Origin of the sequence: Methanoculleus formosensis, assembly GCF_025384765.1 — an archaeon.
Taxonomy (GTDB): Archaea; Halobacteriota; Methanomicrobia; order Methanomicrobiales; family Methanoculleaceae; genus Methanoculleus; species Methanoculleus formosensis.
On record NZ_VHLL01000003.1, the window covers coordinates 214,750 to 239,560 of the forward strand.

The following is a 24,811-nucleotide window of genomic DNA, read 5'->3' on the forward strand; positions in this document are numbered from 1 at the left end:
GTGCTTACAGGTAAGAGGTGCCGGTCGGCACATATCACCCTTTCTGTTCCCGCGTGCTCCTGCAGTAAGCATTTCTCCTGTTCAGCCCGCCGGACGGCTGCATGCCCGCAAAGGTGGATACTGTGCCAATGCCCGACCTCAGCAAACTTATAGCCTGGCACCCTCTACTTGTGTAGAGAGCAATGTCGTCCATACCTACACGATACCTGATCAGTATCGCACTCTGTGCATGCACCGTCGCCTGCATCATCGCCGCAGGCTGCTCTGCCCCCTCGGGGCAACCGGAGATCGGCTCCGATCTCTCCGGCGATCTTGTCGTTCACTTCCTCGACGTCGGCCAGGGGGACTCGATCCTTCTTCAGTTCCGCGATAAGACCATGCTCATCGACGCCGGCGAGCGCGGGATGGCGGACCGCATCATCGCCTACTTAGGCGACCAGAACGTTGAACGGCTCGACGTGGTGGTGGCAACCCACGCGCACTCCGACCATATCGGAGGCCTCCGCGATGTTATCTCCGCCTACCCGGTCGGCGAGTTCGTCGACGCTGCGCAGCCGCACTCGACCGCGACCTACGAGAACCTGCTCGCCCTGATCGAGGAGGAGGGGATACCATACACGGCGGCGGAGCGCGGGCAGACGATCGCCCTCGACCCCGACCTCGAGATCCTGATTCTGAACCCGGCCGCTGAGCCAATCGGCGAGATCAACCAGGATTCGGTCGTCCTGAAGGTTACCTACAACGAGATCTCCTACCTCTTTGTGGGCGACGCCGAGAAGCCTGCGGAAGAGAGCATGATGGAGGCCGGGCTCGACCTCGATGCCGACGTCCTGAAGGTCGGCCACCACGCGAGCCGGTATGGCACTTCGGCGGAGTTCCTCTCCGCAGTCAGCCCCGCGATCAGCATCATCCAGGTCGGTGCGGGGAACGACTACGGTCACCCCCACGAGGAAGCGGTCGAACGCATCGAGGCGACCGGCTCGCGCATCTACCGGACCGACCTCGACGGGACAGTCGTCGTCGCCACCGACGGCACGAAGCTCACCGTTGCAGCCGGCGGGGCACCTGCCGCCACCGTGACGGCCCTGCCGGCGACGATCGCCACCGCGACAGCAACCCCGACGACGACGCCGGCCCCCTCCTCCGGCATCTACATCGCCGATCTGGACCTCCAGGAGGAGTGGGTCTCCGTCGCGAACGCGGATGAGACAGCAGTCAACCTCACCGGCTGGACGATCGCCGACGAGGGGACGCGCAACACCTACACCTTCCCGCTCTTCACGCTCAATCCGGGCGCAGACGTCACCGTCCACTCCGGCGCCGGTAACGACACCGCAACTGATCTCTACTGGGGCCGGTCGAGTGCGGTCTGGAACAACGACGGCGACACCGCCACGCTCGCCGACGCGAACGGCACCGTCGTCAGCACCCTGGAGCGGTGACCATGGCGGAGGATGAGTCGGCCTTCCGGGTGAGCCTCGACCGCTTCGAGGAGGGCCTTGCCGTCCTCCTCGTCCGCGAGGAGGAGCGGGTCCGCTTTACGCTTCCCCGCTCCCTCCTCCCCGCCGGCGCCCGGGAGGGCGACATCCTGGAGGTCGCAGTCCGCCGGGACGTCGCGGCGACCGAAGCGGCCCGGCAACGAGTTTCGGAGAGGATCGCGCGGCTGAAGAGTCGTAGCGGCCAGTAACCCCTCCCTTTTTTTATCCCGCCGCACCTACGAGAGCACCGATGCAGGACCGGTGCGATCTCCTCGTCGTCGGTGCAGGCCCCGCCGGCAGCACCGCGGCACGCTACGCGGCGGAGGCGGGACTCGACGTCCTTCTGATCGACAGGAAGGAAGAGATCGGTATCCCCGTCTGCTGCGGGGAGTTCAACGCGTCACCTGCAGTGCTCGCGAAAGCGCTCCCGAACGCCCCGGGCCTCGACGAACTCTTCCCGGTCGATCCCGGGCTGATCCGGCAGGAGATCCGGGGGGCCGTCGCCGTCTCCCCCCGCGGCCGGGAGTACGAGTTTGATCTCTTCGGCTACACCGTCGACCGGGATGCCTTCGACCGGCACCTCGCGGATGCGGCCGTCCGTGCAGGCGCCGTGCTTCGTTCGGATACGGCGTTCTTCGGCCGGGAAGGCCGGCAGGTGACAACCAGCCGGGGCGAGGTCGAGGCCCGGGTCGTCATCGCCGCGGACGGCCCGCTCTCCCACGTATGCCGCTCGGCCGGGATGGAGCAAAACGCCGCCCTCGCCCCCGCCATCACCTGCCGGGTCGACGGGGAGTTCGGCGACCGGATCCGGCTCTACTTCGGGAACAAGATTGCACCAGGCGGGTACGCGTGGATCTTCCCGAAACTGGGGTGCGCGAACGTCGGACTCGGCGTGCAGAAGAGAGGCACCCCGGTTCCGGTTCTCCTGAGGACGTTCCTCGCGCGGATGGGGTTTGCCGGTCGGGACGTCATGGCCGGATTCGTGCCTGTCTCCGGCCCCATCCAGGTGACCGTCCGCGAGAACGTCCTCGCCGTCGGCGATGCCGCCGGCCACGTCGTCGCCTCCAACGGCGGGGGTATCGCGACCGCGATGATCTGCGGGCGGCTTGCCGGGCTTGCGGCGGCACGCCACCTGCTCCGCGGCGAACCGCTCGTGGCCTACGAGCGGGAGTGGCGTTCGGCGATAGGCCAGGAGCTTCTCGCCGCCGCAAGGACAAAGAGGATGGCCGACCCGGTTCTCGGCTCGGACTTTCTCCTCGAGCGGACGATGAGCCTCCTCGGCGGCCGCGGCATTGCAGACGTCGTCATCCGCGGTGGTCTCCGAAAGGCTCATGCCCCGCGGGAGTGATGGACACAGAGATGCACCGCTGGCTTACGTGGAACCTGCCGGGGATCGAGGGGCGGCTCGCGACGCTCAGGGAGGATCTCGTACGGGAGACTCCGGCGCTCCCTCCGGGAGAGAGCGGAAAGTTCGGGCGCTGGGTCCGGGAGATCGAGACCGTCCTCGCGAAGGCGGCCATGATCACGGGGACGGTGCAACCGGAGGTCGAGGCTGACCTCGGCTACTCGCTCGGGGATCGCGAGCAGTTCGTCATTGCCATGTTCCGCCCGAGCACCCGCAACCTCTTTGACGAGATCGCGGAGGATGCCCGGAGCGGTGACTGGTGCACCCTCATCGATGCCGACCTGCGGGACCTTGCGCACCTCCACGAGGCAGCCGGGGCGCTCGCGTGGATCGGCGATGCTGCCCTGAAGATCGGTCTCCTTCCGGCAATCTGGGATCCCGATCTCGCGAAAGCGGGAGTCCTGACCCAGAACCGGAAGGCATACGACCGAAACTCGAACCTCGCCCTGCTCTGCGACCGCTGGAACCTCTACGAGCACCGGATTCACTTCGATACGGAGATCCCGAGGAGCACACGAACGATCAACCACGCCAAGGGGACGCTGGTCGAATCGGTCTTCGGGATCCTCTTCCTCAGGGAGGGGCTGAAAGGAGTTGCATCCGCGACGGAACTTCTCAGGCCACCTCCCCCGCGGCGGCGGTAACCGGAAAGGTTATGGCTCCCGGACTCCCCGTCACGCTTCGAGGTGATCGAACTGGTCGATGTTGTCAAGGCCGACGGCAGGAGGGAACCGTTCGTGCGGGAGAAGGTGGTCGTGAGCGCGCTGAAATCCGGAGCGCCACCACAGGAGGCAAGGGCGATCGGCGAGGCCGTCGAACGGACTGCCTACGACGGGATGCCCTCAAGCGAGATCCGGAGCCGGGTGCTCGAGCAACTCCATGACCGGAACCCGGAGTGGGAGGAGAACTGGCTCGTCTACGACCGCGCCGTGAAGAGACGCGGGGCGGCGGCCGTAGGGGTGCCTGCCCGCTGATCCCGTCCTTTTTCCCGCGGAGTTCACCTCCCCGGCGCGCTCCCGCACCCCACCGGCTCTCCGGGAGCCCGGATACCCGCCGAACGGGCTTTTAAACCGCCTGAGAGGAACGTTTTACCGCCCGTTTCGATCCGCCGGATGCGAAGATATATTTACTGATCCGCGCCCACATTTTTCTTGTATTGCCCTATAGTGCCAGGAAATCGGATAGTTGGGACGACCATCAACCGGCCGCTTTCTCTTCCGTCGCATCTCCCGGGTGCATCCGGCAATCAAAATCCGCAGACAGGCACGATGCCCAAACCGTCTTAGAAACGGTTCCCCATCTCTCCGGGACCGGCGGCGCGGGCACGCCAGCAGGCGATATGTATGCCGACAAGTGACTCAGAAGACGATATACCCTCAAGTAGTAACCAGAAAGAAACAGAAGGAACAAAGATACTCCTCGCCGATCCGAAGACCGCGATCCTCAGGCTCTCAGTGCCGATGATGATCGCGATGACCCTCATGACCCTCTACAACGTCGTCGACGCGTTCTGGGTCGCGGGTCTCGGTGCAGACGCTCTTGCCGCCGTCGGGTTCTCATTCCCGCTCTTCATAATAACCATCGGGTTAGCAAGCGGCCTCGGGACCGGCGGGGAAGCGGCGCTCGCCCGGATGATCGGCGCACGCGACAGGGCCGGCGCGAGCAGCGTTGCGATGCACACAATCCTCCTGATGACCGTGCTCGCCGTCGTCGTCACCATCCCGCTCTACCTCTTTGCCCATGACATCTTCGTCCTCATGGGAGCGGGCGACGCCGTCGGTCTCGCCACAAAATACGCACAGATCCTCTTCCTCGGGACGTTCGCCCTCCTCTTCGGCGAGGTCGCCTACGCGCTCATGCACGGCGAAGGAGATGCAAAACGGACGATGTACGCCATGGCGCTCGGCGCGGTGGCGAACGTCATCCTCGACCCGATCCTGATCTACGGGTTCCATATGGGGATCGCCGGTGCGGCCTCGGCGACCATCATCGCAGAGATCATCGCTGCCATCCCGATGGTCTACTGGCTCTTCGTGAAGAGAGACACCTACATATCTCTCCGCTTCCGGGAGTTCTGCCCGAACCGGGCGGTCACGCGGGACGTCCTGCAGGTCGGTTTCCCCGCAGCAGCCGAGCAGCTGGCGCTCGCCCTGATGGCCCTGATCCTGAACGGCGTCATCGTCCTCATAGCAAGCACCGACGGCGTCGCCGTCTACTCGGTCGGGTGGCGGGTCGTGAGCATCGGTCTGACGCCGATCCTCGCAATAGCATCGGCGGTGGTTGCGGTCACCGCCGCCACCTACGGGGCACATGCGTACGCACGGATGGAGACCGCGCTCCGGTTCGCCGCAAAACTCGGTCTCGGGATCGGTCTCGGGCTTGCCGCGGCCACGTTCGTCTTCGCCCCCCTGATCGCCGAACTCTTCACGGCGGGCGACGCCGCCGGGCTCGCCCCGGAACTGACGACATACCTCCGGGTCACGAGCCTCGTCTACCCCATGGTCGGGTTCGGTCTCTTTGCGGCGTCGTTCTTCCAGGGGACGGGCCTCGGAGCACGCTCTCTTACGATCACGCTTCTGCAGAACATCGTCCTCTCCATCCTCTTTGCCTGGATATTTGCAACCGTTCTCGGGCTCGGCCTCTCCGGCATCTGGTGGGGAGTTGCCGCAGGAAACGCGATCGGTGCAGCGCTCGGATATGCCTGGGCGCGCCGGTATTCGGCAGGGCTCCTGATCGGGCAGGCCGGAGCGACGGCGGCGTGAGGGAGCCGGGGTGCAGTATCTCGCAAATTGCAGCGAAGATGCAAAGGAAAGTTGACAGTACCCGGACACCGGAGTTCGAAGCCTGATGGCTTCTCATGCTCGCTACACTCGCACTTCGCAACCGAATGGTTACTCAAACTCCGGATGGTCCGTCCATTTTCCTTCGCGTTCTTCGCGGCTTCGCGTGAGTTAGCAGTATATAAGCGATGATATGGCCTCACGCGAAGAACGCGAAGCCGCGAAGTGCGACCTCCCCTGTGGGGAGGGAGCATGAGCACCGCCAGGTGCGAAGGGGGGTTGGCGGTTTGCCCTCAAGGGGACTTCCTCAACTATGTTGGTGAAATACGGTGGTGTGAAGGGTCTCACTCCTCATATCCGTCGGCCCCGTCGTGCACCACTTCACGCAGCGTGAATTGGAACGACGCACCGAGGTCGGGCCTGCCTTCCACCCTGTCCTCGACCCAGATCCTGCCGCCGTAGCGCTCGACGAGCATCCCGACGATGTAGAGGCCGAGCCCTTCCCCGCATCCCCGGCCCCTGCCCTGCCTGAACCGGTCGAAGAGCCTCTCCTTAACCTCGTCGGGGATGCCGGGGCCGGTGTCCTCCACGATCACCACCACCGTCTGATCCTCATCGAGGCAGTCCTCCACGCGGATCGCGATCCTGGCGTCCGGCCCGCCGTGGAACACGGCGTTGCCGATGAGGTTCGTAAAGACCTCGGGGAGCAGGTCGTCGGCCCAGACCTCAGCCGTGGTGCCGTCAAAAGAGATGGGGGTCTCCGGTGTGCGCTCGATCCCCGCGTTGATCACGCCGCCGAGATGGACCGCCTTCAGGTCGGACGGTTCCTGGTGGATACGGCGGATGGTCGAGACGTTCTGGAGGATGCCGCTGCTTTTGCGGATGCTCTCCTTGAGTCCCCGCGCGTACCGGGCGGCATCGCCCTCCAGCGCATCGAGCAGAAGGTCACAGTAGAGGTTCGCGACGTTCTCCGCGTTCTTGATGTCGTGGGTCATGACGTCCAGATAGAGGTTCGTCTCGCGGTGGGCCGCCTCAAGCCGCTTGTAGAGCATGCTCCGCAGAACACCTGAACCGATCTCCTTCCCGATCGCTTCGAGGAGGCGGCGTTCCTCGTCCCTGAACCCCTTGACCCTCCTGCTCCCGAGGAAGAGCGCCCCGACCACGACCGACTCCGCAAGGATCGGGATGCAGGCGAGGGTTGCGATCCCGAGCGAGGCGAGGATCTCCTCCTCGATCGCGCCTCCCTCGCCCGACACCTCAAGGTAGCGCGGCTGCCCGGCGACGAAGACGAAGTTCCAGGGCCAGTGGTGAACTTTGATCGTCCTGTTCCGGGCGAGGTAGGTCTCCGGGACGCCGCGGTGGTAGCGCGTGAGCGCCACCGTCCGGTCCGGGTTCAGGAGGTACGTCAGCCCCAGGTCGAACCCGAGCAGATCGAGGGTCTTTGAGAGCGACGCTTCGAGCAGTTCGTCGAGCGAGAGGGACGACGCGGATACTCCCATGATCTGATTCAGAACCTGGAGTTGCCGGTTCGCGGAGAGCAACCCTTCGTTTGCCGGTCTTTGCTCGGTGACGTCCCGCATGCAGAGCACCCACATCCCTGCGAACGCTCCCCGCTCGATCCTCCGGCTGGAGAAGAGGATCTGCCGCTCTTCCCCCCCTGAGCCCTGCACCGAGAGGTCGAGACCGGGTATCCCGGTATTCATCGTGGCGAGGAGTCGATCGACTGCATCCCTCTCCTGCAGGAGCGGCGCCAGATGTGCATCGAGGACGCTGTGAGCGTCGAACCCCAGGATCTCCTCTTCGCTTGTAGAGAGGAGAACCATGGCAAATGCATTTGCCCAGAGCACCTGCATCTTTCGATCGAGCACAAGGATACCCGCGCCGGGCTCATCGAGAATCTGAAACGTCTCTTGAGATATGGTAGATATCGAATCCGCTCTATTCATACAGGTATCACTCCCCGACGTCTTTATTTTGTAAATATTATATAAATAAATAATATTCCCGTAATAAGTGATTTGCGGTGGTGGGCCGGCCGGTGCCGGACCGTCTGCACTCTTGATCGGCCGCGCGTATCTGGCCGTTGCCATGCCGCCGGCCGCACCCTGCCGTTCCGTGCCGTGATCCCTGCCGCCTCTCGTGACGGGGATCGCGCATCCTCCACCGGGATCCATCTCGCCTAAAGGATCCCTGTCCTCTCGAGTGCCGGCGAGAGCGCCGTCAGGTGACCCTGAACGCAGACCGTCTCCCGCGGGTCGGCGCCCATAGCAAGCGCCAGGAGCTCAGTGATATGGAGCACCGGCACGCCCATGTGGTCGTAGACCAGCTCGCACCCCGGACAGTCGACGACCATCACGTCCAGGCGGTTGTTCATGAAGTCCTGGTAGACGAGTCGGTTCAGCCGGGAGAGTTCCCGGGGGCGGCCTTTTTGGAGCCGGTCGAAGAGGTTCTTGACCCCGCCGCAGCAGTAGTGCTCCATCACGCTTTTGGTGATCCTCGCTCCCGTCGCCACTGTGAGAGCCTGCAACCCCGGCGGGACGGCAAAGGTGCCGCTCATCTTCCGGTAGTGGCAGCTGACATGCACCCCGACGCGCAGGCCAGAAAGCCGTCTCCTGACAAGCCGCCGGATCTCGTCGAGGTAGAGGGGATAAAGGTCGAGGACGTTTGCAACCGTAAACGCCCCCGGCTCGGTCACCTCTCGCCCGATCCTCGCAAGCTCCTCGTTCACCACCTCCCTGTTGGCGTTCCGCGAGAGCATATCGAGCGCGGTAGCGTACGAGTCGCTGCAGGTCGGGCATATGCCGGTCACGGCGATCCTGGCGCCGGGTTCGAACGCGTCATGGATGACGCTGAGGTTCCGTGCGGTGAGGAGCAGCCGGTCGGCAAAACCCGCCCCGCCCATGTAGTGAGGAGCACCCCCGCAGCAGGTCTGCATGGCTGAGGTCTCGTAGCGGATACCGAGAGCGGCAAGGATCATCTTCTGCGAGAGGTCTGCGCCGGGATAGTTGAAGGCGCAACAGGAGTTGAGGTGAAAGACCCGATCGGGACGGGCGAGCGGTTCCCTCAGCGGGGAATGTCCGGGCGCCGAGAAGGCCGATGCGTCGATCGGATGGAGGAGCAGCCGCCGGACCTCGTCGACCGCCCTCCCGTCCACCGGATACGGGTAGCGGATCGCCTTTGCGACGAACTTCCTGAGGTTGCCCCTCTCAACGTAGAGCGGAAGGAAAGCCCGGGGAGGGAGGCCCCCCCGGTCGAGGAGCATTCGTCGAAAGATCGGCTGCAGGCGTTCCGTCTCGTAGACGGCGTTGATGATCCCGCCGACACTGACGGAGCGCGGACAGATGGTTTCGCAGGAGTAGCACTGGACGCAGTCGGCAAGATCGACCCCCGGTCGTCCGCCTGCCTGGAGGGCTGCGGTCACCTTCCGTGCGAGATAGCCCCGGTCTCCGTTCGCTCCGGGATTGTTGATCCGTGCCGGGCAGTAGGGTGTGCAGGAACCGCAGGCGTTGCAGAGCCGGAAGTTCCGGAGCCGCGGGTCTTCTTCGTCGAGGAGATGGCGTATAACCCCGTCCGTGATTGCGCTACGGATCATCTCCATCTCCGGTACGGGGATAGCCCTATCGAGCATGCCCGATCTCCCGAATCGCCCCTGCTGCATGCATATACGAACGGGCAGTTGTCCCTCCCCTCAGGGAGCGGACACAGTTTAAACTAAGAGTATATCGCCTGCGGTATCGATCCATTCCTTCCCCCCAGTGAAGCTGCCGATACCTCTTGCGACGACTTAATGGTTTGGATATGACTGCTTTCCTGCGCCTCCGGGGCAAACGGGTGCCGGAGCCCAGCTCAGGATCTGCACCCGAGGAAAAAAGTGGTGTTAGAGATTTTCCAACCGCTTGTTCACGGTCTCCCAGTTCACGACGTTCCAGAAGGCGTCGATGAACCCGGCCCGGTTGTTCTTGTGGTCGATGTAGTAGGCGTGCTCCCAGACGTCGAGCACCATCAGGATGTCGAGCGTCGGGTAGACGTTGTTGTTGTGCTTCTCGATCTGCATGATCATGAGACGGTCGGTCATGGCGTCGTAGGCCAGTGCCGCCCACCCGGAGCCCTCGGCGCTCGCGGCCGCCTTCGTGAACTCGGCCTTGAACCGGTCGAAGGAACCCCACTCCCGGTCTATCCGGTCAGCGAGCGCGCCGCCCGGGGTCCCGCCACCGCCCTTTCCGGCCGGGGCCATCGTCGGCCAGAAGAGAGTGTGCAGGACGTGGCCACCGATGTTGAACGAGAGCTCCTTTAAGAGCGCCTTCATATCGAGTTCTGTGCCTTCCTGTCGCGCCTTCTCCAGTCTTTCGAGGTTGGCGTTCGCTCCGGTCACGTATGCCTGGTGATGCTTATCATGGTGCAGGGAGAGTTGTTCCTTTGAGATATGCGGTTCGAGCGCATCGGCCGCATACGGTAGCGGCGGCAGCTCGTACTTCTTCAACGATGCAGTTGCCATCTTCTGTACAGCCATAGCAATCATATTTCAGAAGGAAGGGGATCTATTTAGTGTTGATCTCTCCCGGTCTACCTGAGATACGGTTCGCCCACACCCCCCGTAATACCCGAAAATGCTGCCGGGAAGGCTGAGAGCGGCACTTCGCCATGCCGCAAAGGGGCAAGGAAGACCGTCCCGGGGCCGGAAGGATACGTTCGGCCATGCCCGAAACCTTTAACTACTCCTGTAGAGTGGATGGTATCCGGACTGCCTCGTGCCTTCCATTGCACCCGGGCCGGATCCGGTTCTCCGGGTCGCCATACAACATCGAGGCGCCCTGATGCCAGCAAGACTGCGGTGGATATTCCATGAGGACGGCAGCACGTATCTCGCTCTTTACCGCCATGCTGATGGTGCTGCTCGCGATCATCCTTATCCACGATCTGCACCTCATACTGACCGGGGCCGGATGGGGGCTTTTTTCAAGGGGTCTCTCGCTCTTTCTCGTCGCCGTCACGGCGTTCGGGGTGATCCAGTTCGTGAGCTACGCCGATCACCTCCTGCGGTCGATCTATGCCTACCGCCCCACGGCACCGCAAGAGCCGGGGGCGCCGACCCCTCCCGTCGCGGTCTTCATCCCGGTCTACAACGAGGAGTCGGACGTGGTCGAGCCCTGTGTCCGGGCATGCACAGCGATCGACTACCCGGACTTCCGCATCTTTCTCCTCGACGACTCCACAGATGCGCGGAAGCGCTCTGCGATGCAGGATATATCCCGTCGGTATGGCCTCTCTTATCTCCACCGCGACCACAGGGACGGGTTCAAGGCGGGAGCGATCAATCAAGCCCTCTCGCATCTCGATGCCGGTACACCCTACCTCCTGGTCATCGACGCCGACCAGCGGGTGAGGCCGGAGATCCTCGCCGACCTCGTCCCCATCCTTGAGGACGACCCGGCCATATCCTTCGTCCAGACCCCGCAGTTCTTCCGAACGGAGCCCCATGACCCGATAAGCGTCACGTTCTCCTACCAGCAGCACATCTACAACAAACACGTCTGCAGGGGACTCTCCGTCAACGACACCGCGATGCTGACAGGCTCGAACTGCCTCTTCCGGGCGAACCATCTCGCCGCCGTCGGAGGGATGGACGAGGCATGCATCGCTGAAGACATCGCCACGTCGTTTGTGTACCACCTCAAGGGCCGGCGGGGAGTCTTTCTCGATGCAGTCTACGCGGAGGGCGTTGCGCCGCCGGACCTCGCCGCATACTTCACGCAGCAACTCCGCTGGGCATACGGGAACACCCAACTTCTCGGGACGATCCTCCGGCAGCTCGTAACGCAGCCCCGGAGCATGACCGCAGCGCACTGGCTTGAGTTCCTCATTATGGTCTCGATCTACCTGCTTGGAGGGGTGAACGTGGTGCTCTTTCTCCTCCCGGTCGCCACACTCCTCTTCGGTATCCCGATCCTCCCCGTCTGGGTTCCCCCGGCCTTTGCCGTGGTGCTCGTCGTGGTGATCGCGATCCAGGTCGTCGTCAGCATCCGCGAGCGGCACTACTCCCTCCATGACCTCGCGTTCTCGCAGGCGATCTTCAACACCCTCGCCTTCGTATACGCCCGGGCGATCTGGTACGCCGTCTCGGGAAAGGAACTCCCGTTCGTCGTGACGCCGAAGGTGGTTTCGGGGTCCGCCGCCCGTGTCGGAATAGGACCGGTTCTCATCGTGATTGCGGCCGTCCTGGTATCTATGGCCGTCGGCATCATGCGGGCGGTCGCGCTCGGCCCGGACTCCGGCACGGCGATCCCGCTCTTCTGGGCCTGCTACACGCTCGCGGTCCTCTCGTCGTTTCTGGTGGTCTGGCGAAAGGACGGGAGACGGTTGGCAAGGAAGATTGCTGAGTGAACATCCGGAGCAGAAAGAAAAGAATTGTTTAGGGAGAGGATCTTAGCGGAACCGCTGCCAGAGGATTCTCCCCATCACCCGGAAGGTGAAATCCAGTTCGTCGAAGATCGGGATACCGTTCTCTTTGAGGATTTTACGGCCCCGTTCCATCGAGTCGCCGCCGAGCAGCGTCCCGACGATCATGTTCTCGGTCTTCTCGGAGAACCGGATGATCTGGTTTGCGAACTGTTCTGAGCCGATGACCAGGTTCGGGAACCCGACGACGAAGGCGATGTCCCAGCAGTCCTGGTATTTTGCGAGCACGCTGAACGTCTGCTCGAACCGCTTCTCGTTGGCGTCGCCGAGGAGGTCGATCGGGTTGTTCTTGTTCCAGAATTCAGGCAGAAGATCGTTGAGTTCCTTCAAGACCTGCGGCGGGAGAGTGATCAGGTCGATGCCGTAGCGCTCGGCGTAGTCGGAGGAGAGAACGGCGAACCCACCGGCGTTCGTGATCACGACCGCCCGCTTGCCGCGGGGGTAGCCCTTCGGGGTCGCCAGCATCTCCGCGACCTGGAACGTGCCGGAGAGGGTGTGGACGGGGATCACCCCGGACTCGCGGAAGGCTTCCATGTAGACGTCATACGACCCCGAGAGCGAACCCGTGTGGGACGAGGCCGCCGCCTGTCCCTTTACGGATGAACCGGCCTTGATCGCCACGACGGGTTTGGTCTTCGCGACCTCGCTGACCACCTTCATGAAGGTCTTGCCGTCCTGGATCTCCTCGACGTAGAGGATGATGCCCTTGGTCTTCGGGTCGCGCTCTACGAACCTGAGGTAGTCGATGAAGTTGAGGTCTGCCTGGTTGCCGACCGAGACGACCGCGGAGAACCCGATGTCCTGCTTGATGCTCCAGTCGACCACCGTGTTGACGATGGCTCCGCTCTGGGAGATGAAGGCGATGTTGCCGGGTTTCGGGGACTCGTGGACGTAGGTGGTGTCGATGCCCTTCGGGGGGATGATCATGCCGAGGCAGTTCGGGCCGATGATCCGGGTGCCGTAACGCTTTGCGATCTCTATGACCCGGTCCTCGAGCGCTTTCCCTCCCTCGCCCATCTCCTTGAACCCGGCGGTGATGATGACCGCCATGACGACGCCCTTCTGCCCGCACTCCTCGATGACGCTCGGGACGTGTTTCGCCGGGACGGTGATGACCGCCATATCGACGGGGTTCGGGATTTCGAGGATGGAGGCATACGCTTTGAGCCCCTGGACCTCCGGGCGTTTGTTGTTCACCGGGTAGAGCTGTCCGGGGAAGTGGAGGAGGTTGTGCATCACGGCGTAGCCCATCTTCTTGGGTTCGGACGAGGCTCCGATGACCGCGATCGACCGGGGGGTGAAGTACTCGACCGGCACGAAGGGCCGCTCTTTCGCCACCTTCTCGACTGCTTCGTCGTCGACGAAGATACGGGCGTCGACGATGCAGGCTCCCGACTCGTAGAGCCTGACCGGATTGATGTCGAACTCCACGACATGCGTGTTCTCGGCGAAGAAGCAGTTGATCGCCCACATGATCTGGACGAGCGTCTCCTCGTCTCGCGGCTTTGACCCCCGGTAGCCCTGGATGATCGGGTAACCGTGGATCTCCCTGATCATCTGCCGGATGGTCTCCTCGGTGATCGGCAGGATCCGCAGGGTGACGTCCTTCATCAACTCGACGAGGGTGCCTCCCATACCGAAGGTGAGCACCTTCCCGAAGGCCGGGTCGGTCTTCCCGCCGATGATCAGCTCAAGCCCCGGCGCCGCCTGCTGCTCGACGATGACGCCTTTGATCTCGGCATCAGGGTTGTACGCCTTCGCGTTTGAGACGATCTTGTCGAACGCCTCTTCCGCAGCCTGCTTTGAGGATATACTGACGATAACGCCGCCTGCATCGCTCTTGTGGACGATCTGGGGCGAGTGGATCTTCATGACGACCGGGAACCCGATCTTCTCCGCCGTCTTGCCTGCTTCTGCAGGGGTCTTGACGATCGCGTGTTCGGGTACCGGCACACCGTATTGTTTCAGGAGATCGTACGATTCGAACTCGCTCAGCATTCTTTTGACCATGGTGTCTCCTCATGTCTTTGAGTATGCTACTCTGGTGCTTCTGTGATCCTGCGAGTTCATCTTCCCTGAACGATGGGCCGTTTTCGGGAATGCAGAACCAGCAAGTAGGAATGAACTGTAAAGCGTGGTCTCATATTTGGTTTATAGGTTTTGTAATGATTCTACATGATAAATACCCCGGAGAGGGTGTCGAATACCGATAAAACCCTGCCGAATTGAAATTTAAGCGACATAATGCCTCTATTTTTGGATATCATGTGAGATCTCTTCTGTGGATGCCCAACCGTGGGAGCCAGGATCTTCGCCGAAAAATGCCGTCCGGGAGAGAGGGAGGTCGTCCCAAAAAGATCTCCGAACCTTCGGTATACCTTAACCGAGTCCTTCCTTCCCGGTTATCTATCATTTGAACCACATTCTGGACAAGAAGGGTGAAACGGTTTTCCATTGGATATCGCCACTCGGGGGAGGATCCGGGAGAGGGTGTCCCCCTCCCGGCAATAGCGTTTTGGGACAACTTCAGGATCTCGTGCCCGGTACGTGCCAGGGGTGTGCTGTCCGGGAAGTCGCGGTCGGACATCTCCCGGTGCTCCGTGAACAGGGGGCGTCGGGGTGAATAGACCACTCGAGATGATAAAGGTAACATTGTTGTTCAGGCGCCTGCACGATCCTCTTTCAGGAAAGAGGTGCCGCACCCTCCCGGCCATCCAATATAAATGCGTTTCGAATCTATCTCACTCTTTCTCCAGAGCGAGGAAATCAGCCATCTGAGATCGCGTGGTCAAACCGCTATTCTGAAGAATGAACGGTATAATCTCCGAAACGTTCCATTATCTGCGGATGTCTTCTGGCAAAGATTATATCTCTGTTCAAGCACCGGGCTAGATCCCGCCTCTGGTATATAGCCCGATCGTTATGCAAGATGCACTCTGCAGCCTTTCCAGACGAAAAATCGTTCGATAGATATCTTTAAATATTGGCGGGTTCCCGGGGGGGATGCGGAGTCAAAATCGGGCCCACCCTGAAACCGGCAACCTCGAAGAAGGCTTCGCAATGTTAGTGAGGAGAAATAGACATGAAAGCATATCTTGTCAGTTTCCTGCTCGTCGGACTTGCTCTCGGCGGGATGGGACTTGGAACGTTTGCCTGGTTTACAGACCAGGAGACTGTAGAGAACAACGTCATTGCGACCGGCAATGTCGATCTGAAGGCATGGACTGAGGATTGCTGGGGGAGGGTAGCACCGCTGAATGTCGACAATCTGGTCCCCAGTAAGAATACCTGGACGCCTGCGGGCGACATTAAACTCCAGAACGATGGAACTGTCCCCCTGAAGTGGAAGGCATACCTTGTCAAAACCGGTGGAGACCTCCCGACAGACGACAAACTCGAGTTCAAGTTTAAGAAGACTTCATGGCTTAACAGCGCGCCCGGTGAGGCCGCCGCCGATATAGAAGCCGCTGATGCCGAGCTCGACTCCCTGTTCCCGGGTGCCTCCAAAGTCTACACATGGTCGCAGATCTCCAACGCCGAGACCACTGAACTGAACTCGGACAACTTCGGGGGCGCGATGAACGACATCAATCCGTTTACCCGGACTCTCAGTGTCCATGTGAAGCTGGATGAGAACGCAGGGAATGTCTATTCCAACAAGGATGTAACATTCAAGGTAATCTTCATCGCGACGCAGACCGACAACCCCGGCTGGGCACAGACCTCTCCCGTGTGATCCCTGAAAGATCTCTATCTACCACCAATCATGGACAGGAAGCAAGTGAGAAGGGATGGATACGATGCCTCCAAAGCCATCGCTACGCTTCCCCCTCCTCCTTCGCCTCATCCTGGAAAACGATCGCAACCGCCGTACGTGGGGGTATCGGCAGCGTCGAACTCTCGATGCCCCCTCCGGCGAATGCCGGCGACACCATCACGCTCAGACCGCGGTGGGATGAGAACCTGCCAGGAATCTTCCACAAAACGCTCTTCAGGGATGATGAAGCGATCCGGAACCCGGGCAGAACTTAATCTGGCCTCTTCCCGTGCGGGAGCAGCGGTGCGTGTCGTATTTCGAGCTGCAGGCAACGTGACCTGCTGCCCTTCACCCACGAACGCCATGATACAGAGAGCTGTGAGCGATGAATAAGGCATACGTACTTCTGGTAATTATCAGTTGCGCCGGTGTGCTCCTGCTCGCGGGCACCACCCCGACCGGGGCGTGGTTCTCGGAGACGGAGGTGATCGAAGGGATCACCATCACCACCGGGTCGTGGAGCGATGCCGGCAGCCTGATAGTAACTGCCGATCAGGCCCTGCTCAAGCCGCCGGCAGGCAACCATGCAAAGACCGTCCTCTCCGGCATCACCGCGAGCAACACCGGATCTGAGCCGCTGGAAGTTACGGGCATCCGGGTCTCATGGGACCCCGATGGCGGCGAGACGATCCGCCAGGCGGCGTTTACCCGCGGAAAGGGCGGTGAAGCCCCTCGTGCGGGGCCGCACGGGGCAGGTTCCGACCCGGGATCTGCCGGCGGCGAAGGGTTTACCGCCTTCTGGTCGGGGGAAGCGGCATCCGGCCAGGTCCTCGACGGCCGGCTTCTGCTGGACCCGTCAACACAAAATGATCCCGCACGAGGAGTCCTGCTCTCGTTTGACTCGAACATGGAGGGGAAGACCCTTGTGTGTACCCTCATCCTGGACGACGAGAGCGAGAAGGAGGTCCGGGTGCGGTTATGATCCGGGTCGATCGGATCTGGAGGGTGATCGCCGTCCTCCTCGGCATGGTGATCCTGGCGGGTCTCTTCCTCTTCTTCGGGCCCGGCATGACGCTCATGATCGTCCTGAGCGGGAGCATGGCGCCTCTCATGCTGCCCGGGGACGCCATCGTTGTCGCTCCCGCGGACCCTGACCGCCTCGAGATCGGGGACGTCGTCGTCTTCCAGTATCCCGGAGAGGACGAACGCATGGTCATCACCCACCGGATCGTCGGTATCGATACAGATACCGGCCTTTATTCGACCAGGGGGGACGCGAATAACGCCCCCGACCGTTTCTTCACCTCAAAGGACGATATCATCGGCAGACCGGTCTTTCTCATCCCGTTCGTCGGGTTTGCATCCGAGATGAAGAAGCAGATCATCCTCCTGATGGTTATCCTCCCTTCCCTGATGCTGGCCCTTCTGGAGACGAGAAGACTCGCGCGAGGTTCCCATTCCTCCCGCCTGCTCTCCCGGGAGAGTCCGGTACCGAAAGGGCAGATCTTCTCGATCCAGTACCCCCGGCTCTTTCTCCTCCTCTCCGTCGTTCTGGCCATCTTTCTCCTGCTGATCATGCCCTCTCTCTCCGGGATACAGACCTACAGTCCCACCGCAGGCTCCCCTGATCTTCAGGGTCAGCACCTGACGATAGAGGGCAGGGGACTGATTCCGGAACTCTACCTGGTCTGCACGCCCGGCGAGCAAGGAACTCCTGCCTACGGGGTTGTGCAGCCCGGCGAGACGGTCACCGTCCCGGTCGCCGGGACAGACCCGGACTTCACCGTAGCCAGAGCCCCATACATCCTTCCGGCATTCTGGTTTGTGGGGCTTGCCGGGGTGAATCCCTATCTGCCGGTCCTCTCGCTTGCAGTTCTGCCGGGAGCCCTTCTGACACTCGCCCTGCACCCGCTCTGGGCGAAGGAAAAATTCGTGAAATCGCGCCGTAAAAGGAGGCTTGTTGAACGTGTACTGGAGAATTAGAAAATTCCAATCACTGACTTCAGAGAAGTTTACGCTGGTATTGCCGATCGTTATCGTATGTGTCATCATATCGGGATTTTTCGTGTATTCGAGCTGGTATATGCCGGAGTACAGGGATGTGACCGTCGATCTCCCCTGGTACTCCATAGGTGGCGAGTACGAGTACCGGGCGGTCGTCTCGGAGGGAAACCCACTCTGGCCGGTTGGTACGACACTGACGGACAACCCCGTCTACTTCTTCGCGGCAACCCCGGAGCTGCAGACGACATTCACCTTCCTTGCCGAAGGGGAGGACGTGGATCTGGATGTGGTCTCGCATACGGTAGCGATTCTGTCGATGAAGGAGTCGGAGACGACCTACTGGAGCAAAGAGGTGGTGATCGCCGAGAATGCAGGGCCGCTAAAGTCAGGAGTATACCAGAACTCGTTCACTCTGGACATGGAGGATATGCAGCAGCGGATGAACGAGATCAGGGAGTACCTGGGCTTTCAACGGGGAACCCCGGTCGTCGATCTCGTCACCACGACTGTATTCTCCGGAACGGTTGACGGGAAACAAGTCAACGAACACCGGGAGTATCTGATGCCCATCACCCTGGGGGCAGGCCACTACAGCATATCAGATAACCGGAGTTTCGCCGAAGCGGTCACGGCGCGGCAGACAGAGACGATCGCGGTCTATCCCCCTCCACACCAGCAGTACGCCGCAGTGTTTCTCCTGCTGGTCTCGGTGGGTATGCTTCTCTGGGTCGTAATTTCACGGTCCCCGCGCTTCAAGCCCTCCGCCGATACACTTCAGGCGCTGGAGCAGGAAGCGGTGCATGCCCGGTATCGCGACTGGATGAGCCAGGGCAGGTTCGACCATAGTATCACAGCGCACAGAATTGAACTCGGTTCGCTTGAGGATATCATCAGTGCGGCGGTCGATATGAATCAGCGTGTCATCTATGACGATGACGAGAAGACCTACTTCTTCCTCCACGATGCCATCCTCTACGTCTACGAGCCGGCCGATTCAAGGTAGCCCAGCGGGGTGGCCGGTTCTTCTTTTTTGTTCGTGGCTCCGGTTATCCGGTGGCCCGGGAGGAGAGCCGGCGGGGATTTTTCAGGCGGTTCACCGGCATATCTTTTCCGGATCTCATGCTGCTGGAGTTTATGCTCCTGAGGTTGTCCCAAAATCCCTTTGCCGGGAGGGGGACACCCCCTCCCGATCCCTCCCCCGAGTGGCGATACCCGATGGGAAGCCGTTTCACCCTCTTTGCCCAGGATAGAGAACAGAGGGGAGAAACCTCAGAGGTGGGTGTTCCGACCGGGGGGTAAGGGACGTTCAAGATCTTTTTCGGGATGACCTCCCTGGCAAGTGAGCAGACCCCCGGAACCTTAACCGAGGCGGGCACCGGATACCGGACGCCTGCAGGGCCGTTAGGCCGGACATGTGAAGGTTCCGGCGACGCCGGGCGTATGCTGGCGCTACAGTACGCGCCGATGGAATCGGTTACCTATCCCTCATATGTCCTGACCTTCAGCCCCGGAACGCGGGTGAAGTGACTGTCCCGTGTGACGATCTCGCCGTCGCCCGCGAGCGTGATTGCGGCAATCACCTCGTCGAAATCCCCGATCCGACTTCCCCTTGCCTGGAGTTCGGCAGCGAGGGTGCCGAAGATCCGGTAGGTCTCCTCGGTGATCGGCAGTTCGATCAGCGCCCGCGTGATCGCTTCGACTTCCCGGAGGTTCTCCTGCACCGATGTTGAGAGGAACGCCCCGCGGTAGAGTTCGAGGGCGTTGATTGCGGTGGTTGCAAGGGGCAGCCCTTCTCGCTCCATCGCCTTGAGTGTCCTCATCGCCTCCGGGTCATGTCGGATCAGGTCGATGAGGAACGATGTATCAAGCGTCGGCATCGAGGTCGACCTCTCGCATCGAAGCCTTTCGCATCTCGCGCGAGGCTTCCGCGACCGAGTCAGCCAGCGCGGGGTTCGGCCCGAGTTCTTTGAGGATCTCCGAGAGTTTCTTCTTCGGCAGGGTATACTTCAGGATCACTTCGGAAAAACTCATGTTGGAGGGGCCTTTTAGCCGCGAGAGCCTCTCGTATGCGTCGTCGCTGATACTGATCGTCCTGGTTCCCATACCTGTGTATGTGTATGTGCATGTATTTAGATCCTCCCGTCGCAAGAGGATCCTTCAAAACCTCACCAGCCCCCGTCTCCCGATCAGCATCCACCCTGCGAGACACACGACCCCGACCGCCACGTTGATCGCCCCGAGGCCGAGGACGAGATTCTCCCCGGCAAGGAAGACGAGAACCATCCCGGCGCTGCCGAAGACGAGGCCTGAGCAGTTGATCAGGGCGGATGCGGAGCCGGTATCCTCCTCCTGCTGGTCGAGCATCAGGAACGCTCCCGGGGAACGCACAGAGCTCCCCATCAGGGAGGCGGGAAAGAGGGCGAGGGCAAAGACAAGCGGTCCCAGGCTCCCGAAGAGGCAGACGAGGACGCCCCCGGCGACCATGACAGCGAACCCGGACGCGACGATCGTCCTGCGGGAGATATGTCGGGAGAGCCAGAGATAGAGGAACGGGCCGGCAATCAGGGCAATGGCGTTGAGGGCAAAGTAGAAGCTGTACCCCTGCTCCGAGAGCCCGAACCCCTCCTGGTAGATATACGACGAGGCGGAGACGAACGCGAGCGATGCAGTGCTCACGAGCGAGAAGACGATGAGGAGCGAGGCGAAACCGGGGTTCTTGAGCACCGTCCCGAGCCGGCGGACGGACTGCTTCATGGTGCCGGCATACCGCGAGGGGATGGTCTCCTGGAGGAGGAGGCCGCCGACCATCGAGACGACCCCGATGAGGGCAAGCACCACGAAGAGGCCCCGCCACGATGTGTAGGGGAGCATGAACGCCCCGAGGACCGGGGCGACGGCGGGCGAGATGACGACCATCGACTGGACGATCGCAAGGACTGACTCCCTCTTCCTCCCGTCGTAGACGTCCTTGACCATCGCGGTCGCGACTGCAGCAGCGGCGCTCCCCCCGACTGCCTGGAGGATGCGGAAGGCGATCAGGTGCCATATCGCGAGCGACGCAGCGCAGCCGATGCTTGCGGCGATGTAGAGCGCGAGCCCGGCAAGCAGGACGGGCCGGCGGCCGTATTTGTCGGAGAGCGGCCCCCAGAAGAGCAGCCCGAGGCTGAAGAAGAGGAAGAAGAGGATCAGCGTCAGGTTGGTGAGGCCGGCGGAGACGCCGAAGTAGTCCCCCATGCCGGGAAGGGCGGGGAGGTAGAGGTCGGTCGAGAGCGGGACGAAAGCGGAGAGCAGTGCGATAAGAACAACAAGACCGCGATCCCCGAGATATTTCTGGGAGATCTTCTCTCGGTCCTGGGATTTGTCCATGGGAGCGCCTCGGGGGCAGGTGTCGAAGAACAGGATGCTATGGGGCCTTCGCCTGCCTCCGCTTATACGTTGAACTTGCCCATAGTTCTAGATTGGCATTCCCGGGCCGTCCGGTCACGGCCGGCGGCTCCCGGGAAGGATTTTGCAGGTTCCTGCAACGGCCGGAAGCGCGGCCGGGGGCAACCCTGCTCGTTCACGACTCGCCGGCAAACAGCCTCTCTTCGCGCCCTACCCCTGCGAACACTATCCTGATCGTCGAAAGAGGCCCATGGTCAGCGAACGCTGTGAGCGCCTCCTTCGCCCACCTTACGGATATATACGATCAGCGCCTCAACCGGGCGCCCGGAGGATGCAAGGATGGAGAACCCACCGGACAATCTCTGCGTCACGCGATGCCCCAACCAGCGCTGTTGTAAACAGTTGAGCGGCCTTATGCTGACGAGAGACGAGTACGAGACGCTGTTCAAGAGCCACGAGGAGAACCTTCTCGTGAAGCAATCCGACGACATTTACGTCATAACGCCGAGAGACGGTGCCGCCTGTCCGCACTTATTTCAGGACGGCTGCGCCGTCTATCCGGACAGGCCGCTTGACTGTCGGCTATATCCGTACATGATGACGGGGGTTGCGAGGAATGGGGATCGGCTCAAGGTTTTCCTGAAGGGCAGTCTGCGTTGCCCATTAGCGGTGGCGCTGATGCCGGAGGCCGAGGCGCGGGCGCTTGTCACGGAGTTCTGGAGAAAGGCTGCCGGGGAAGGGATGGATATCATCGTCCGACCTGAGTCGGAACTTGTCTACCAGCTCCGGTCCTGGATCCGGGCGTTAACTCGTTGAGCGGGAAGTTGCCGTGCGAAAGAACGGTTCGGGAGAACAGAATGCTGCTATGGGGATTCGAACCCCAGTCGCAGGAGTGAGAGTCCTGCATGATTGGCCGGTCTACACTATAGCAGCGCATTGCACCAACGTGCTCTAAATTATTAGTCTTTATCGTATTTAAACCTGTCTTGAACCCTACCTTCTCCGGCCGTCCCTCGGACCGGACAATCTGAACCCTATATGGGGCGGAATTTTCCCTTCGCTCCCTGATTTCCATCACAGACACCAATAAGTAGCTTCCCCGCATACCTGTATCGGCAGCAATGAGCAGTGTCGAAGAGCAGATACGTGAACTTGAGGACGAGCTCAAGAATACCCCGTACAACAAGGCGACCTCGAAGCATATCGGTCGCGTCAAGGCGAAACTCGCAAAGATCCGTGACGATGCGGTAGCCCGGGCCATGGCCTCCTCGGGCGGGGGCGAGGGCTACTCCGTGAAGAAGTCGGGAGACGCCACTGTCGTCCTGGTCGGCTTCCCGTCCGTCGGTAAGAGTACGCTGCTCAACAGGCTCACCGGTTCTGACCTCAGCGAGACGGCGGCCTACGCCTTCACGACCGTCTCGGTCATCCCGGGCTCGATGGAGCACCGGGGCGCAAAGATCCAGATCCTGGATATCCCCGGCCTGATCGCCGGTGCGGCCATGGGCAAAGGCCGCGGGAAAGAGGTTATCGCCGTCGTCCGTTCCGCCGACCTGATCCTGGTCCTGGTCGACGTCTTCAACGAGAAGCACGTGGACGTCCTCCTCCGGGAGCTCCACGACTCCGGCATCCGGATCAACCGGCCAAAACCCGATATCACCATCAAGAAGGCCGGATCGGGCGGTATCCGGCTGAACACCGTCGGCGCCGTCGACCTCGATCTCGAGGAGATCCGTGCAATCCTGGCAGAGAACAAGATCGTCAACGCCGATGTCCTGATTCGTAGCGATGTCACGCAGGACGACTTCATCGACGCAATGATCGGGAACCGCGTCTACGTCCCCGCGTTCATCGCGGTCAATAAGGTCGACCTGGTGGAAGAGAAGACCCGGGCGAAGATCGAGGGCGAGTTGGCCGAGCGGTTCGGTGATGCGCCGATCATGATATCCGCCCACAGCGGCTACCACATCGAAGAACTCAAAGACGCCATATTCGAGAACCTGGGCTTCATGCGGGTCTACTTGAAACCCGTCGGCGGCCCTGCGGATATGGAAGAACCGTTGATCATCAGGAGCCCCGCAACGATCGAGGATGTCTGCAACCGCCTTCACCGGGACTTCGCCGACAAGTTCCGCTACGCAAAAGTCTGGGGCGATTCGGCCAAACACGACGCGCAACGCGTCGGCATCACCCACCAGCTCGCGGACGGGGACGTCCTCACCGTCGTCACCCGCCGCTGATCACTTCTTCGAGGACCGGGAGCGGCGCATCGGTCTTTATCGCCGTTCCCGAGTAGTGTGCGCGGCTTGCCTGGTAGCCGAGAGCCTGCAACCGCCCGATGACACTCTCGATCCCGGCAGGAGAGAGCCGCAGGCGTTTTGCGACGACGTGGTAGTCGTAGTGGCTCGACGTATCGAGTTCCTGGCGGCAGGTCGCGAGCAGCCGCCCGATCCGCGTCCCGGTCCCGGCCGTGATGCCGGGGAGCGCCTCCTGCATCGCGGCAAGCGTCGTATCGTCGTTGATCCTCCCCGTCCAGAGTGGGCCGACCGGCACCAGATCTGCGCCGCAGATCGGGCACCTCCCGGGCTCCGGGAGCATCCCTGTCATCTCCGAGCGGTAGAGGCAGTCTGGGCACTGCATCACGTAACCGATCCGCGCAAGCGTCCTGTCGGCCGCCGCCGCCCCATAGCGGATACGGAGGTGCAGGCGGTGGAAGTGCTCGTGCGCGTAGCAGAAGAGGGGTTCAAAGCCCCGATCGTACTTGATCACCTCGCGTGCCACGAACCCGAGCAGCGTCCGGAGACCGACCTCGGCGTGATACTCGGTGTTTCTCGGGCGGGAGAAGTAACGGCGCATCCCGGCCTTCAGGTGCGCCCCGCAGAGCGGCGCGGTGTCGGTGGCAGTGACGAAGAGGTGCCGTGCGGCGCTCCGGGCCGCGGCGTCGACGAACGGCGCCGGCGTCCCGAAGGGGTCGAGGTCGACCGTATCAAACCTTCTCTCGCTCATCAGTGCGTTCGCATCCTTCCGGGTCACCTCGACGGCGAGACCCAGCGCATCGGCGTTCCGCCGGGCGAGATCGACCGCCGTCTCGCTCCGGTCGTTGATCGTCACCGGTATCCCGACCTCGTGCGCCACCCGGAGCCCCCGGACGCCGGACGCCCCCATGGCGTCGAGGTAACTTTCGGGCCGCAGGACAGAGAGCAGGAGGATGGTAGCGTCCCGGTTCATCTCCATGCGCGAGTTATAAAAGACCGGGCCGCTTCCCGGTGGGAACTGGAGGTGAGGATCCTGTCTGGGTACAAGAAAACGGGTTCTCCCTTCGGCAACCTCGACAACGTCCATGCTTCCCGAAAAGGTGGATGCTCGATACGCTTATACCTTCTTATGTGTAATACTCTTACTCCGAGGGTATGGGCTTGTGGCCTAGTCCGGACATGGCGTCAGCCTCCTAAGCTGAATGTCGGGGGTTCAAATCCCCTCAAGCCCGTTGTTTTTCCAGATTCAACCCCGATAGACCATCGGGTTATTTATCGTCCGCCATAAAACCTTA

21 protein-coding genes and 2 tRNA genes are annotated in these 24,811 nt (G+C 61.6%); 14 read left to right on the plus strand and 9 right to left on the minus strand.

Going from position 1 to position 24,811, the window contains the following annotated elements:
- Positions 1-182 precede the first annotated feature (182 nt).
- The 6 genes from FKB36_RS07600 to FKB36_RS07625 all read left to right on the plus strand — a co-directional run bounded on the left by FKB36_RS07600 (position 183) and on the right by FKB36_RS07625 (position 5,645).
- A complete protein-coding gene (locus tag FKB36_RS07600) occupies positions 183-1,442 on the plus strand; it encodes a lamin tail domain-containing protein (protein ID WP_261597466.1) in 1,260 nt (419 codons plus the stop codon).
- Positions 1,443-1,444: 2 nt separating this feature from the next.
- The gene (locus FKB36_RS07605; RefSeq protein WP_261597467.1) at positions 1,445-1,687 is read left to right on the plus strand and encodes a DUF3006 domain-containing protein; all 243 of its coding nucleotides are present in this window, start codon (positions 1,445-1,447) and stop codon (positions 1,685-1,687) included.
- Between the two features lie 41 nt (positions 1,688-1,728).
- Entirely contained in the window at positions 1,729-2,826 is a 1,098-nt protein-coding gene (locus tag FKB36_RS07610; RefSeq protein ID WP_261597468.1) for a geranylgeranyl reductase family protein, read from the plus strand.
- On the plus strand, positions 2,826-3,527 hold the full coding sequence (locus FKB36_RS07615; RefSeq protein ID WP_261597469.1) for a ribonuclease III domain-containing protein: 702 nt from the start codon (positions 2,826-2,828) through the stop codon (positions 3,525-3,527). The genes FKB36_RS07610 and FKB36_RS07615 overlap by 1 nt, the downstream gene beginning before the upstream one ends.
- Positions 3,528-3,569: 42 nt before the next feature.
- Positions 3,570-3,857 (plus strand): ATP cone domain-containing protein, encoded by a 288-nt coding sequence (locus FKB36_RS07620; protein ID WP_261597470.1) that lies wholly within the window; start codon positions 3,570-3,572, stop codon positions 3,855-3,857.
- 369 nt (positions 3,858-4,226) lie between these two features.
- Positions 4,227-5,645, plus strand: a complete 1,419-nt coding sequence (locus FKB36_RS07625; protein ID WP_261597471.1) for an MATE family efflux transporter — start codon at positions 4,227-4,229, stop codon at positions 5,643-5,645.
- A 362-nt stretch (positions 5,646-6,007) separates the two neighbouring features.
- Here FKB36_RS07625 and FKB36_RS07630 read toward each other — a convergent pair whose 3' ends face one another.
- The 3 genes from FKB36_RS07630 to FKB36_RS07640 all read right to left on the minus strand — a co-directional run bounded on the left by FKB36_RS07630 (position 6,008) and on the right by FKB36_RS07640 (position 10,182).
- Positions 6,008-7,609 carry a sensor histidine kinase gene (locus tag FKB36_RS07630; protein ID WP_261597472.1) on the minus strand — a complete coding sequence of 534 codons (1,602 nt, stop codon included), beginning with the start codon at positions 7,607-7,609 and terminating at the stop codon, positions 6,008-6,010.
- Between the two features lie 233 nt (positions 7,610-7,842).
- Positions 7,843-9,255, minus strand: coding sequence for a heterodisulfide reductase-related iron-sulfur binding cluster (locus tag FKB36_RS07635; RefSeq protein ID WP_261597473.1), 1,413 nt, complete (start codon positions 9,253-9,255; stop codon positions 7,843-7,845).
- Positions 9,256-9,540: 285 nt separating this feature from the next.
- Entirely contained in the window at positions 9,541-10,182 is a 642-nt protein-coding gene (locus FKB36_RS07640) for a superoxide dismutase (protein ID WP_261597474.1), read from the minus strand.
- 323 nt (positions 10,183-10,505) lie between these two features.
- Between FKB36_RS07640 and FKB36_RS07645 the strand changes: the two genes are divergently transcribed.
- Positions 10,506-12,044, plus strand: a complete 1,539-nt coding sequence (locus FKB36_RS07645) for a glycosyltransferase family 2 protein (protein ID WP_261597475.1) — start codon at positions 10,506-10,508, stop codon at positions 12,042-12,044.
- A gap of 42 nt (positions 12,045-12,086) precedes the next feature.
- On the opposite strand, the gene FKB36_RS07650 is transcribed toward FKB36_RS07645, so the two are convergent.
- A complete protein-coding gene (locus FKB36_RS07650; protein WP_261597476.1) occupies positions 12,087-14,129 on the minus strand; it encodes an acetate--CoA ligase family protein in 2,043 nt (680 codons plus the stop codon).
- A gap of 1,072 nt (positions 14,130-15,201) precedes the next feature.
- Here FKB36_RS07650 and FKB36_RS07655 point away from each other — a divergent pair.
- The 4 genes from FKB36_RS07655 to FKB36_RS07670 all read left to right on the plus strand — a co-directional run bounded on the left by FKB36_RS07655 (position 15,202) and on the right by FKB36_RS07670 (position 18,883).
- Entirely contained in the window at positions 15,202-15,855 is a 654-nt protein-coding gene (locus FKB36_RS07655; protein ID WP_261597477.1) for a CalY family protein, read from the plus strand.
- Between the two features lie 406 nt (positions 15,856-16,261).
- A complete protein-coding gene (locus FKB36_RS07660) occupies positions 16,262-16,858 on the plus strand; it encodes a hypothetical protein (RefSeq protein ID WP_157203631.1) in 597 nt (198 codons plus the stop codon).
- Positions 16,855-17,859: a signal peptidase I gene (locus FKB36_RS07665; RefSeq protein WP_261597478.1), complete on the plus strand. Its 1,005-nt coding sequence runs from the start codon at positions 16,855-16,857 to the stop codon at positions 17,857-17,859. The genes FKB36_RS07660 and FKB36_RS07665 overlap by 4 nt, the downstream gene beginning before the upstream one ends.
- A gap of 100 nt (positions 17,860-17,959) precedes the next feature.
- On the plus strand, positions 17,960-18,883 hold the full coding sequence (locus tag FKB36_RS07670; protein ID WP_261597479.1) for a DUF5305 domain-containing protein: 924 nt from the start codon (positions 17,960-17,962) through the stop codon (positions 18,881-18,883).
- Positions 18,884-19,358: 475 nt separating this feature from the next.
- Here FKB36_RS07670 and FKB36_RS07675 read toward each other — a convergent pair whose 3' ends face one another.
- From FKB36_RS07675 to FKB36_RS07685, 3 genes are read right to left on the minus strand one after another with little or no spacing between them, the layout of a single operon-like run.
- On the minus strand, positions 19,359-19,757 hold the full coding sequence (locus tag FKB36_RS07675; protein ID WP_261597480.1) for a type II toxin-antitoxin system VapC family toxin: 399 nt from the start codon (positions 19,755-19,757) through the stop codon (positions 19,359-19,361).
- Positions 19,744-19,983 carry an antitoxin VapB family protein gene (locus tag FKB36_RS07680; protein ID WP_261597481.1) on the minus strand — a complete coding sequence of 80 codons (240 nt, stop codon included), beginning with the start codon at positions 19,981-19,983 and terminating at the stop codon, positions 19,744-19,746. Before FKB36_RS07680 ends, FKB36_RS07675 begins: the two co-directional genes overlap by 14 nt.
- 54 nt (positions 19,984-20,037) lie before the next feature.
- Positions 20,038-21,246 carry a Bcr/CflA family efflux MFS transporter gene (locus FKB36_RS07685; RefSeq protein WP_261597482.1) on the minus strand — a complete coding sequence of 403 codons (1,209 nt, stop codon included), beginning with the start codon at positions 21,244-21,246 and terminating at the stop codon, positions 20,038-20,040.
- Between the two features lie 357 nt (positions 21,247-21,603).
- Here FKB36_RS07685 and FKB36_RS07690 point away from each other — a divergent pair, with 357 nt between their 5' ends.
- Positions 21,604-22,080: a YkgJ family cysteine cluster protein gene (locus FKB36_RS07690; protein WP_261597483.1), complete on the plus strand. Its 477-nt coding sequence runs from the start codon at positions 21,604-21,606 to the stop codon at positions 22,078-22,080.
- A gap of 42 nt (positions 22,081-22,122) precedes the next feature.
- Here the strand turns inward: FKB36_RS07690 and FKB36_RS07695 are convergent.
- Positions 22,123-22,197 (minus strand) — tRNA-Glu (locus tag FKB36_RS07695).
- A 188-nt stretch (positions 22,198-22,385) separates the two neighbouring features.
- On the opposite strand from FKB36_RS07695, the gene FKB36_RS07700 reads away from it, so the two are divergent.
- Positions 22,386-23,501 (plus strand): OBG GTPase family GTP-binding protein, encoded by a 1,116-nt coding sequence (locus FKB36_RS07700; protein ID WP_261597484.1) that lies wholly within the window; start codon positions 22,386-22,388, stop codon positions 23,499-23,501.
- Here FKB36_RS07700 and FKB36_RS07705 read toward each other — a convergent pair.
- Entirely contained in the window at positions 23,488-24,603 is a 1,116-nt protein-coding gene (locus FKB36_RS07705) for a tRNA (guanine(10)-N(2))-dimethyltransferase (RefSeq protein WP_261597485.1), read from the minus strand. The genes FKB36_RS07700 and FKB36_RS07705 overlap by 14 nt on opposite strands.
- 70 nt (positions 24,604-24,673) lie before the next feature.
- Between FKB36_RS07705 and FKB36_RS07710 the strand changes: the two genes are divergently transcribed.
- A tRNA-Arg gene (locus tag FKB36_RS07710) sits at positions 24,674-24,748 on the plus strand.
- The last annotated feature ends 63 nt before the right edge of the window (positions 24,749-24,811 follow it).